This is a genomic window from Mesorhizobium sp. P3_A8 (assembly GCF_056402995.1).
The window spans coordinates 18,977-29,907 of sequence record NZ_JBFUGI010000015.1 but is presented as its reverse complement, the minus strand read 5'-3'; the positions used below and the strand labels follow the sequence as shown (position 1 = coordinate 29,907).

Below are 10,931 nucleotides of genomic sequence, written 5' to 3'. Positions count from 1 at the left end.
CGCCCTCAAACCGACAGATGCCCGGGAAGCCGCAGGTGTCGGCGTCCAACCTCAAAAAACAGCGGATCGCGCCTGGCGGCCCATACCGCCGTGAGATGTCCGATTGCCCAGATGAGGAGACCGACCAGCCACAGCCGCAGCCCAAGACCGACAGCGCCCGCCAGCGTGCCGTTCAGGATCGCCAGTCCGCGCGGCGCGCCGCCAAGCAGGATCTGCTCGGTCAGCGCCCGGTGGACGGGCACCATCCACCCCGGCACTGCATCAAGCTGTTCGAAAGCGGTTTTCATCAGATCAACGCTCCGCCACCGAACGAGAAGAACGACAGGAAGAAACTCGACGCCGCAAACGCGATCGAGAGACCAAAAACGATCTGGATGAGCCGCCTGAAGCCGCCCGAACTGTCGCCGAAGGCCAGTGTCAGGCCGGTGACGATGATGATGATGACGGCCATGATCTTGGAGACCGGTCCTTCGACCGACTGCAGGATCTTTTCGAGCGGCTGTTCCCACGGCATCGAGGAGCCCGACGCATGGGCGGCCGGAGCGGCCACGAGATTGAAGGCAATTGCGACGCTGGCCGCAGCCAGGACGGCGCGGCAGCGTGAAAGCAGGCAGATCATGAAGTTTCTCCTGTGGTGATCGGGGTGGCGTCAGCAATGCGGTAGTCGCCGTCGGGGCCGAGACCCTCGACCCTGACCAGTTCGACAAGCCGCCGCGCGTCGCCGCGTCCGGCGAGCACAGCGACAAGGCCGATCGTGTCTGCGATCAGCGCACGCGGGACGGCGGCGACGGCTTCCTGGATAAGCTGCTCAAGACGGCGCAGCGCCCCCATGCCGGAGCCCGCATGAAGGGTTCCGATGCCGCCCGGGTGCCCGGTGCCCCATGCCTTCAACAGATCCAGGGCTTCAGCGCCGCGCACCTCGCCGATGGGGATGCGGTCGGGCCGCAGGCGCAAAGACGAGCGAACCAGGTCGGCGAGCGTGGCGACGCCATCCTTGGTGCGCATTGCGACTAGGTTAGGCGCGGCGCACTGCAGTTCGCGGGTGTCCTCGATGATGACGACCCGATCCATCCCTTTCGCCACTTCGGCGAGCAGGGCGTTGGTGAGGGTGGTCTTGCCAGTCGATGTGCCGCCAGCGACAAGGATGTTCGCGCGACCGGCAACGGCGGCGCGCAATATCGCGGCCTGACCGGCGGACATTACGCCTGCCGCGACGTAGTCATCGAGGGTGAACACGGCGACGGCGGGCTTGCGGATCGCGAAGGCGGGTGCTGCGACGACAGGCGGCAGCAAGCCCTCGAAACGCTCGCCGGTCTGCGGCAACTCGGCCGAGACGCACGGGGAACGGGAATGGACCTCGGCGCCGACATGATGGGCGACCAGGCGCACAATGCGCTCGCCAGCGGCCGGTGCCAGCATTTCCCCCGTATCGGCCAAACCCACCGAAAGCCGATCCACCCAGATACGGCCATCCGGGTTCAGCATGATTTCAACGATCGCGGGATCGTCGAGAAACCGGGCGATGGCGGGTCCGAGCGCGGTGCGCAGCATGCGCGAACTGCGCGCGCGTCCCTCGGTATCGTTGTGCGATATAGCCATCTTGTCCCCGTTTGAGCCGGGAACGCGTCAAACAAATCGCCCGGTCGGGGACGATCAAAAGAGCCCTGAAGCGGTCCGATTCAACGGGTTTCAGCCGTCATCGTAGCGTAGCGTGCAATTACCGGCCAACGACGGTGCCGACGACAGCGGCACTATAATATGTACTTTCGCAATAATATATCTATGTTTATTGACACGCGACTCCCGCCGGGTTTATGAGAGAACCACCGATGGCCTGCTCCAACAGGTATCGTTCTTTCCACCGCGCGGAGGGTTTCATGAGGTCCGGTCCGGAGGGCGCGATTTCCCGGCGCGAAACCGCCCTCATCAGGCACGCCGAAACGATACTGACATCGTCGCCGCCCGTCTCGACAAAGAGTGGTGGCACCCAGTGAGCATGCTCAAGATCTGGCTGGGCATTCTGCAAGGGCTGGGTATCACCGCAGAGGTCACGGCCTATGGCCTGGTCTTTGCGGTCCCCTTCGCGCTCGTCTTCGGCGTCGCGCAGTTTCAGACCACCGGCATTACGCGCTTTCTGGTTACCGCCGTGATCGAATTCTGGCGCAGCTCAGCGGTCGTCGTCCTGCTCTTCTTCTTTTATTACGTGCTGCCGGTGATGGGGGTCACTCTGTCGGCGCTGACCGTCAGTGCATTGGTGCTCGGTCTCAACACCGGCGGCTATGCCAGCCAGGCGGTTCGCGCCGGGCTGCAGTCGCTGCCCGCCGGCCAGCGCGAGGCGGGCATGGCGCTCGGCCTCTCGCGCCCGGCGATCCTGCTCCTGATCGAGCTGCCGCAGGCGCTGGTCGCGATGAGTCCGACCTTCGTCAACAACCTTATCCAGCTCGTCAAGGCAACTTCCCTCGTCTCGCTGGTCACGCTGACGGACATGACCTTCCGCGCCAAGGAAATCGCGCAGACCGACTACGACCCCGTCGCGATCTATTCGGCGCTGCTGCTGGCCTTCTTCGTCGTGTGTTATCCGATCGCACTTGCCGGCCGCTGGCTCGAGGCGCGGGTCAGTCCTGAAAGAGGAACACCGCGTGGGATTTAACTTCGATTTCGCACTAACGACGGTCCCGACGATCATAAGGGGGATTGGCGCAACTCTGCTCGCAACGGTCTTGAGTTGCGTCGGCGCTTCGGCGCTTGGCTTCACTTTCGAAATGATCCGCCGCGGCGGCGGTGCGACTGGCCTCGCCGTCCGCTTCCTGATCGACTTCATCCGCTCGACGCCGGTTCTGGCCTGGCTCTATTTCCTGTATTTCGTCCTGCCCTTCTACGGCATCCGGCTTGGCGCCATGACGGTCGGCATACTGGGGCTGAGCCTGTATTACAGCGGTTATTTGGCGGAGGTGTTCAAAGCGGGCATCGACTCGATCCCGAAAGGCCAGCAGGAAGCGGCCAGAGCATTGTCGCTCACCCGCCGCGACACGGTCGTTTTCGTCATCGCGCCGCAGATGTTGCGCAACGTGGCTGCACCGTTGGGCAACTATCTTGTGTCGATCCTGAAGGCGACGCCCTATCTCGCAATTCTGGCCGTGCCCGAAATGCTCGGCCGCGCCTTCGATATCGCCTCCGAAACCTACCGCTATGCAGAGCCGCTGACCGTCGCCGGTATTCTGTTTCTCGCACTGGCCCTGCTCATCTCTTACGGCGTGAAGCGCATCGAGCAGCGCCTGCTTGCATCTGGACGTCGCTGATGCTCGCTCAAGCCCCGCTTCCAGTCTTCACCGTTCAAGCCACGCCGCATGTCCGGGTCGATGGCCTCAATAAATGGTTCGGTGCGCTGCACGTCTTGAAAGACATTGATCTGGCGATCCGTGCGGGCACACGCATCGTCGTTTGCGGACCATCCGGCTCGGGCAAATCGACCTTGATCCGCTGCTGCAACGGTCTCGAACCTTTTCAAAAGGGAACGATCCAGCTCGACGGGATAGCACTGGGAAGAAGTGTCCGGGACACGACGGCGGCGCGCCAGTTGACAGGCATGGTGTTCCAGAGTTTCAATCTCTTTCCGCATCTCACCGTGCTCGGCAACTGCACGCTCGCGCTGCGCCGGGTTCTCCGGAAATCCAGGCGGGAGGCCGAAGAGATCGCCATGCAGCATCTGACGGCGGTGCGTATCCCCGAAAAGGCGCAGGCCTACCCGGCCCAGCTCTCGGGCGGCCAACAACAAAGGGTGGCGATCGCGCGCGCGCTTTGCCTCAATCCCCGCATCATGCTGTTCGACGAACCCACCTCCGCGCTGGACCCGGAAATGATCAAGGAAGTCCTCGACGTCATGATCGCGCTCGCGGAAACGGGCATGACCATGGTCTGCGTGACGCATGAAATGGGTTTTGCACGCGAAGTCGCCGATGAGATCGTTTTCATGGACGACGGCCGCATCATCGAGCGTGCCTCTTCGCAAGAGTTTTTCTCTGCGACCGCTCACCCACGCGCGCGGCTGTTCCTGGACACCATCGTGAGCCATTGAGATGAGACGCGTGTCGACCAGCATGCCGGCAACACCGCGCCGGACGGGTGCACGGTCGGCAGATCACCAGTCCGGCGCGAACGCGTAGCCAGCCGAGCGGACGGTCCGGATCACATCGCTTCCCACGGATGCACGAAGCCTCTTGCGCAGTCTGGCTATATGGACGTCGACGCCCCGCACGTCGGTTGCGGCGGCATGTTCAGGCCATGCGGCCGTGACCAGCTCTTCACGGCTGAAGACTTTGCCAGGCTGCGCCAAAAGGCTGCGCAAAAGCTTGAACTCGATCGGTGGCATTACGATTTCTTTTTGCTTGAAGAATGTCCTGTGGGTTTGTCGCTCCAGCCGGAAATTGCCGTGCACCAGCTCACCCGAATGCGTTTCGCGCGATAGCTTCACAAGGCCCGCTTTGCCATGAAGCCAAGCCAGAAGCTGTTCGGGGGCGAACGGCCGGGAAAATATCTCGTCTACTCCAGCCTTGATCAAATCGAGATGCAGCTTGCCGGAACGCGGGGCAACCAGGCTCGCGACCGGCGTCGCTTTGGTTGCGGCGGTGGACTTCAACCAGCTGGACTGCTTGACGATCGCGCGGTCCCCTGGATGACAATCCATGATTATGGCAAGCGGGGCTGCCGCCGCGATAGCACGTGCTATTTCCCGGTCTCCCGTGATCAGCTGCGTTTCGAAACCAGCTACAGAAAGTATGTGCCCGAAGACCAGGAAAAAATCCGGATCCTTCGAGGCGATCAGGACCAGTGGCTTCATGAGTCCATCAATCGATTTCGAAACATTATCGGTGCGAGGGCCAGTCCGTGGCCTAGGTTCTTCGCCATTTGCTCATTCACTTCAAATCGGCAGAACCTGCCGGGTGGACACGAGTGTACGCCAGAATACGAGTCTTTACGCCACGTTTCGATCTCCAGCGCAAACGGAGCGCACAGCATGCGACACGCCCTGGCATTGCAAGCGATCCCTTTCCTGTAGTCGCCTCCGCAAAGCGTACGCGCGATCGGCTTAGAGCACCAGTCGCACCCCCATCGAAGCCCCGTTCCTGTACACCGCTTCTGTGCCTGAACACCTCGAAGCCCCCTAGCGAAACGTGTAAAAACTTAGCCGGGGCTATCGTTGGAGAGGTGGAGGCGCGCGACGTCGCGGCTATAACCGGGCATGCAAACCACTGCGACTTACGATTCGGGGACTGGCACTTTCACAATCGTGAAAGACAAATGGCGCGGGACCTTTCCCATCGCCGAGTTGCCGACGTGGCTCGCGTTTTACCGCCAGCAGCGCCAGCGATATCCAGCCCACGCCGCCTCCTATGACAGTGACATTCAGGCGTTGGAAGCAATCGCCACGGAGTTGGAGAAAAGGTAAGCCCGCTGCCTGGCGGGTAGCGTAGGGCTTCGGCAGCGGGCATTAAATTGGCTTTCGACGGGGGGACGCGCGTGACGTCGCCGACCTGTTCCAGCGATCCGCCCGCACCACGTCTCCCACAACGAGCGCTCCTGCGCGAGCACGATGACCAAGCCCCATAACTGGAGCTAGCGCGCTCCCGCGTGGCGAGTGGCGCGCCGCCGGTTGGCTTGCATCGCCAATTCGAACACAATACATAAACGCCAAAGCAATCAGGACGCACAATAAATGCCGGACACGACAGACCAGAACGCCGTCGATCTTATCGAATTCACCACCGATATTGTTTCGGCCTTCGTGAGCAACAATTCGGTGCCTGTCTCAAACTTGGCTGATCTGATCTCCTCGGTTCACGCGTCCCTCTCTTTAGTCGGCAAAGACATGCCACGGCCAGCCGAGCCCCTTACGCCAGCGGTCAATCCGAAGCGGTCGGTGACACCTGATTTCATCATCTGCCTGGACGACGGCAAGAAGTTCAAATCGCTGAAGCGTCACCTGGCCCAGCTCGGCATGACGCCTGACGAATATCGCGCAAAGTGGAACCTGCCTGGCGACTATCCAATGGTGGCGCCGAGCTATGCCGCACAGCGTTCGGCGCTCGCGAAATCGATTGGCCTTGGGCAGAGAGCAGCGCCGCCGAAAAAGGCTCCGGCTAAGCGAAAGGCCAAATAGTACCGTGCTTGGTGCGAAAGGCCCGCGTAGCTCTTCCGCGATCACACCATGCCGGCGCCTCGCCGAATCGGTCATTTAAGACTGGCGGCGGATCTGACGTCCGCTTGGCCGGCGCCACACATCCCACAGCTCCCAAACTGGCGCCGGCCATCTTCAATTCGATCGACTGCCTGTCTGTGCTGGCGCGCGATCCCATTAACTACCTTAGTGAATGAGGTGGACCCAAAGCTCGGCATGGCCGTTGGGTTGTATGAAAAGTCACCAGCACAGATTCTACTGCCATATCGAAGCCGACGGATCATAGGGCGTTTGGGATTGCGTCGCCAACAGGCCGGCCAGGTTGGGCGGCGGCGACCTTCTGGGATGCACACTACAAAGAGCCGAAGTTGCGGAGATTGTACTGGCAAGAATCTACACCAGCGGCCTAGATGCACTTGCCGTTCGCATTGCTGGCATAATTCACTAGCGACTCTTCGACTTCGGCGGGATTTCTTCTGCCTGCACCTTCGCAGGGATCCTCGTCAGGGCCGGCCCGGTACATCTTTTTTAAATGTCAGCACCCAATCCGCCGTCATATAATGCCCGACGTTGCCCATTGCTTTCCAAGGAAGCCGTAATGGATTGCGTCGAGACGAACAGTAAGGTTCACCCTTGCGTTGAAGTGGTCGAAGCCTGCGGCGAATGGTACGTCCGGGTTGTCGAAGATGACCGAAAAAGCACCCTGACATTCGAACTGGAATCGTTCGCTCTGGCGTATGCTGAAGGCCAGCGGGCTCGTCTCGGCCTTGCCGAAGTCACGCGCCTATAGCGCTTCGCGGGTAGCCCCGTTAACATGTACGATGAAAAGAAACCGTCGTATGCCGTATACAGCCCGCCACTGCTGGGTCTGCCATACTTGGCTGTTATTCTCACAGTGGACGGGACGGCGAAGGCAACACCGTTTGGCACCGCAGAGGACGCTGCCGTCTTCAATAAGCTGATGGCCGACGCGGAACACCCTGGCAAGGTCAGGAACTGAGCTGATTGCGGCTGACGCTTTTTCAGCAACCGCGCTTCTCGCACCAAGGAAGCCCAATCGAGCCCAAGGAAGGCGATAGGCTCGCGTGCTTGTTGTGCAATGCCAGTCGCATCGACTGAGGGCGATGGTGCCATCAGTCTGCGGCTTGCCTGCTCATCAACCATCGACTGTTCCCACCCCGACCGAGCGGCCTCGACTGAAGCTTTCCCCGTCCGGCAGCAGTGGACCGACGACCACAAGGCGCATAACTCTCCTATGGCGCCTCACGCGCCAGACCTCGCCAACGACAACGCAAACCGGAAGATATCTAGCGACCGTCGCCGCGGCCTTGCACAAGGCCATGCGAGGGCTGGACGCGCCCGCTGAATTGCTGGCGTTAGCCGTCGCGCCGCCTGTAAGCGCTACCCAGCGGCTGGCGGTTTGCGCCGACCCTGTCGCCTGTGTCGCTTTCCTTTTCCGATGTCACGTGCAGGACGAGCGCGATGGGTGAAATTGCAGATCCGTCCCCGTCTTTGTGCGGCATACACCCCTATGTCGGCGGAACATCAATCATACCCTCTTGAGAGCCAAGCTGCGGGGATCGCCGAGCGGCCGCAAGGGCCTCGGTAGATTGCTGGTGGCTGTCGTAACGGGTCGAATGACCGTCACGGCAATCCTTGTCGCGTTCGGCCAGCCTAGCAGCAAGCGCGGCCTCCGCAGCTTTGATCCGCGCCAGCCGCAGCAGATGCGATCCTGTAGGGCTAGCACTATGCAGCGCCTCCATCGGTCCGCGCCCGTTGCCAGCTGGTTTCGCCACAGGAACAAAATCGTGGCAGCGATGTTTAGGTGGCGAAGGGCAACTTAAATTCTCGGAGAACTGATTATGAAATCAACCCTGATTCTGGGCGCGCTGGCACTTTGCTTGGCTGCGCCTTCGATTGCCTCGGCCGATGCGATCGTTCTGACCACGAACCAGCACCGACATCATCACCGTGCGCAAGCCGTCGTCATCAATGAGGACGGCGGTCGCCTCCATCATCGCCGGCATGGCAGCGAAGCGTTCTACGACAACGGCAATCGCCATCATTGGCGCAGGCATCATCGTCACGATGTCGTCGTCATCAAGCGTTCGGACGACCGCCCGATGCACCGTCATCGCCACGTCGTCATCCAAAACAACGATTACTGATCTCCGACTCCAGACCCGGCTCTCAGATTGGAGCCGGGTCGATCGGCTGAAGGATTGGGCACATGAGCCCGACTTTTCCTTACAACCCAGAAATCGCCAGGAGCGGTCCAATCTACCGCGCTGCCAGGCTCGCGCTCCTGCAGCACGAGTTGATGCTGTGCTTCCAGGACACCGACGCTGCAGCCCAGAAGGTCGAGCGAGCGGTGGAGACGCTGGCTCACATGAACGCTTCCGCGCCGCACTAGCCGAGACCCTCTTTGGCATAGACGGAACCCTGATCGTCAACGCGCGTTGGCGTTACATGGTGCATTATCTCAAATCCGTGTTTAGGGAATTGTTGCCTGCCTGGCTCAGGCGCAAATCGATCAAAGTGGATGCGCGTATGGGTGAGAAGCCGCCGACACGCGAGCTTGTCGGCGCAGCGCCACCGCGGCGATATCGTGGTCCGGTCAGGCCGAATTCTTCTTCTTCCTTCAGAGCTATATTCTGAGCGAGTACCGAGGGGGTAAGCCTGTAGAATTTGCGCCAACGATCGACCCCTCGCGGGCTCCCCGAAAGTGCCTGGATACGAGCCTAGACGATGTCCGCAAGTATGACGCCGTTGATTTCGTACGCGCGGCGCGTCTGTTCAACAGCCTCGGGCGTGACGTCGATCAGCAACGCGATGATATCGCCGTCGGGATGTTCGAGACCGTCACCGAGCTCGGTCAGCGTCCAGCCGAGGGCGCGCAGCCGTTTCGGCCAGAACGTCTCGCAGACCACACTGATCTGCCGAACCCCCAGACGTTGAGCGATTTCGAGCAGACCGCAGAGAACCAAGCCGGCGATCGGCGACGGGCTTCCGTGCGTGCGAAGGGATGGAACGACGAAGAAACGCGTCCATTCGAAAATTTCAGCCGCGCGCGGAGGCCTGCCGCCGGCGAGAACCGGGAAGACTTCGCTCATGAGATGCGGCTCCAGCGTCGGCACGAGACGGGAGCCGCCGACGACCTTGCCGTTGGTGTCAAGCGCCAGAACATAAAGCGTATGCTCGTTGTCGAAGGCGTCGATCTCGATGTTGATGGGCCGTGCGACGGCGCGCCAACCCCTCTGCTTGACGTAAATCTCGTAGCGTAGCCGAAAGTAGCGCTCCAGAATTTTCCTGTAGTGCTTCCTGTTATCCCAAGTGACCAGATGTATACGAACCATGACGCCTCCAGGCGGAGGGTCGTAGAAAAATGGACTTGCCGTCCGTATGACGGAATTCAGGTATTGCTAAATCTGGATTTCCTGCCGTCGCAGCGCCTTGACGATGGCGTGCGCGACATTGATCGCGTCGAGCTTTGCTCGAATGTTGCGCTGGTGGCTTTCAACCGTGTTCCTGGTGACACCGAGGATACAAGCGATGTCATCGGTGGATTTGCCTTGCGCGCTCCACTCCAGGAGTTCGCGCTCACGGGCCGTCAAGGGCGTGGTTTCATCGCCGTCGGCGGGTGTTCCCAGCGCGGAGAGGCTGCGAAAGGTGTGCACGCAAAGCGTTTCGATAAGGGGCATGGCGCTTGGCGGAACGTCCATCCGGTCACTCGCCATAGTGACGACACCTGGCCCGGCCAATGGGACATGAATTGGGACGCAGATACCTTCTTTCATCCCGAACTCAGCCGCCTCGTCCATGACCAGCTTCGCGCGTGCAACCAGCCTTTCGGCGGGCAGCTCGCCCCATCGGAAAGGCTCTGGCGAGTGCCGGCACTGGGCGACACAAGGATCGTGCAAAAAATATTCCTCCGTGACATAGCGACGGTGCCATTCAGGAGACCAGCCATCAGCAAGAATTTCACGCTGCCAGTCCGTACCGTGCGGCACAGGCAGTCCGGTGACCAGAAAATTGCGCAATCCGTAGCGTTCCATGGCTAAGCGGAACGCCTGAAGGATCGCATCAGCCGACCGCGCGGTGTCGATCTTCGTGATCGCCGCAAAAAGGTCGATAACAGTTTCGTTCTCCATCGGTAGACCTCAACCACAGTCAGGCCCTACCCCGCGGAACAACCTATGGCTGTCTAGACACCACCTTCAATGGGACAAGCATCGAATGTACACTAAAGGAGTCAATCCCGCATCACAAAGACGAGATAAGTGAAAACCGGGTCAGTACAGCATTGAGGAAGTCTGGCTTCAATCCGTCGACTTTGAAGTCGCCTGCTTCGTCACCCGAATAGCTCGCTTACTTGTCGTGCTTGCCGAAACCAACTCTTGTGGCTCGACATTCAACGCCTTGGCCAGAATTTCGACTGTATCCAGCGTGGCGTTGCGTCGCCCGGCCTCGACGCTGCTGATATAGGCGCGCGTGCGGCCCGAAACGAAAGACAACTGCTCCTGCGAGAGTTTTCGCTCTCTGCGAAGCCGCTGCACGTTCAGGCCAAAAACGCCGCGAAGTTTCATCAAACAACGGATGCTACGACGCGCACTATGGTGCGACACACTATAGTGCACATTCCGCATTGACAGCCGTGCTGCGGGCTGTTTGAAACAACCAGCGAATTCATCGTTTCCTGGACAAGGAATAGCCATGACGAGCCGGCCGTTTCGCGACCTCGCGCACGACATGTCCG

13 protein-coding genes are annotated in these 10,931 nt (G+C 60.5%); 6 read left to right on the top strand and 7 right to left on the bottom strand.

Annotated elements, in window-relative coordinates; genetic code table 11:
* Nucleotides 1–5: 5 nt before the first annotated feature.
* The 3 genes from AC1DX4_RS29220 to trbB are packed head-to-tail and all read right to left on the bottom strand — an operon-like array spanning nucleotide 6 to nucleotide 1,599.
* Nucleotides 6–287: a VirB3 family type IV secretion system protein gene (locus tag AC1DX4_RS29220; protein ID WP_477223609.1), complete on the bottom strand. Its 282-nt coding sequence runs from the start codon at nucleotides 285–287 to the stop codon at nucleotides 6–8.
* The gene (locus AC1DX4_RS29215; protein WP_477223608.1) at nucleotides 287–619 is read right to left on the bottom strand and encodes a TrbC/VirB2 family type IV secretion system protein; all 333 of its coding nucleotides are present in this window, start codon (nucleotides 617–619) and stop codon (nucleotides 287–289) included. Before AC1DX4_RS29215 ends, AC1DX4_RS29220 begins: the two co-directional genes overlap by 1 nt.
* Nucleotides 616–1,599, bottom strand: coding sequence for a P-type conjugative transfer ATPase TrbB (trbB, locus tag AC1DX4_RS29210; RefSeq protein WP_477223607.1), 984 nt, complete (start codon nucleotides 1,597–1,599; stop codon nucleotides 616–618). Before trbB ends, AC1DX4_RS29215 begins: the two co-directional genes overlap by 4 nt.
* Before the next feature lie 391 nt (nucleotides 1,600–1,990).
* On the opposite strand from trbB, the gene AC1DX4_RS29205 reads away from it, so the two are divergent.
* The 3 genes from AC1DX4_RS29205 to AC1DX4_RS29195 are packed head-to-tail and all read left to right on the top strand — an operon-like array spanning nucleotide 1,991 to nucleotide 4,075.
* Nucleotides 1,991–2,650: an amino acid ABC transporter permease gene (locus AC1DX4_RS29205; protein ID WP_477223606.1), complete on the top strand. Its 660-nt coding sequence runs from the start codon at nucleotides 1,991–1,993 to the stop codon at nucleotides 2,648–2,650.
* Nucleotides 2,640–3,299, top strand: a complete 660-nt coding sequence (gene ehuD, locus AC1DX4_RS29200; protein ID WP_477223605.1) for an ectoine/hydroxyectoine ABC transporter permease subunit EhuD — start codon at nucleotides 2,640–2,642, stop codon at nucleotides 3,297–3,299. The genes AC1DX4_RS29205 and ehuD overlap by 11 nt, the downstream gene beginning before the upstream one ends.
* Nucleotides 3,299–4,075 (top strand): amino acid ABC transporter ATP-binding protein, encoded by a 777-nt coding sequence (locus AC1DX4_RS29195; protein WP_477223604.1) that lies wholly within the window; start codon nucleotides 3,299–3,301, stop codon nucleotides 4,073–4,075. Before ehuD ends, AC1DX4_RS29195 begins: the two co-directional genes overlap by 1 nt.
* 63 nt (nucleotides 4,076–4,138) lie before the next feature.
* On the opposite strand, the gene AC1DX4_RS29190 is transcribed toward AC1DX4_RS29195, so the two are convergent.
* Nucleotides 4,139–4,837 carry a winged helix-turn-helix domain-containing protein gene (locus AC1DX4_RS29190; RefSeq protein WP_477223603.1) on the bottom strand — a complete coding sequence of 233 codons (699 nt, stop codon included), beginning with the start codon at nucleotides 4,835–4,837 and terminating at the stop codon, nucleotides 4,139–4,141.
* An 876-nt stretch (nucleotides 4,838–5,713) separates the two neighbouring features.
* Here AC1DX4_RS29190 and AC1DX4_RS29185 point away from each other — a divergent pair.
* The 3 genes from AC1DX4_RS29185 (at nucleotide 5,714) to AC1DX4_RS29175 (ending at nucleotide 8,588) form a co-directional block, all read left to right on the top strand.
* Nucleotides 5,714–6,157: a Ros/MucR family transcriptional regulator gene (locus AC1DX4_RS29185; protein ID WP_477223602.1), complete on the top strand. Its 444-nt coding sequence runs from the start codon at nucleotides 5,714–5,716 to the stop codon at nucleotides 6,155–6,157.
* A 1,880-nt stretch (nucleotides 6,158–8,037) separates the two neighbouring features.
* Nucleotides 8,038–8,343 carry a hypothetical protein gene (locus AC1DX4_RS29180; protein ID WP_477223601.1) on the top strand — a complete coding sequence of 102 codons (306 nt, stop codon included), beginning with the start codon at nucleotides 8,038–8,040 and terminating at the stop codon, nucleotides 8,341–8,343.
* Between the two features lie 62 nt (nucleotides 8,344–8,405).
* Complete coding sequence (locus AC1DX4_RS29175; RefSeq protein ID WP_477223600.1) at nucleotides 8,406–8,588, top strand: hypothetical protein; 183 nt, start codon at nucleotides 8,406–8,408, stop codon at nucleotides 8,586–8,588.
* 328 nt (nucleotides 8,589–8,916) lie between these two features.
* On the opposite strand, the gene AC1DX4_RS29170 is transcribed toward AC1DX4_RS29175, so the two are convergent.
* The 3 genes from AC1DX4_RS29170 to AC1DX4_RS29160 all read right to left on the bottom strand — a co-directional run bounded on the left by AC1DX4_RS29170 (nucleotide 8,917) and on the right by AC1DX4_RS29160 (nucleotide 10,761).
* The gene (locus AC1DX4_RS29170; RefSeq protein ID WP_477223599.1) at nucleotides 8,917–9,531 is read right to left on the bottom strand and encodes an acyl-homoserine-lactone synthase; all 615 of its coding nucleotides are present in this window, start codon (nucleotides 9,529–9,531) and stop codon (nucleotides 8,917–8,919) included.
* Between the two features lie 66 nt (nucleotides 9,532–9,597).
* Entirely contained in the window at nucleotides 9,598–10,326 is a 729-nt protein-coding gene (locus AC1DX4_RS29165) for a LuxR family transcriptional regulator (protein ID WP_477223598.1), read from the bottom strand.
* Between the two features lie 168 nt (nucleotides 10,327–10,494).
* Entirely contained in the window at nucleotides 10,495–10,761 is a 267-nt protein-coding gene (locus AC1DX4_RS29160) for a helix-turn-helix domain-containing protein (RefSeq protein WP_477223597.1), read from the bottom strand.
* Nucleotides 10,762–10,931 lie beyond the last annotated feature (170 nt).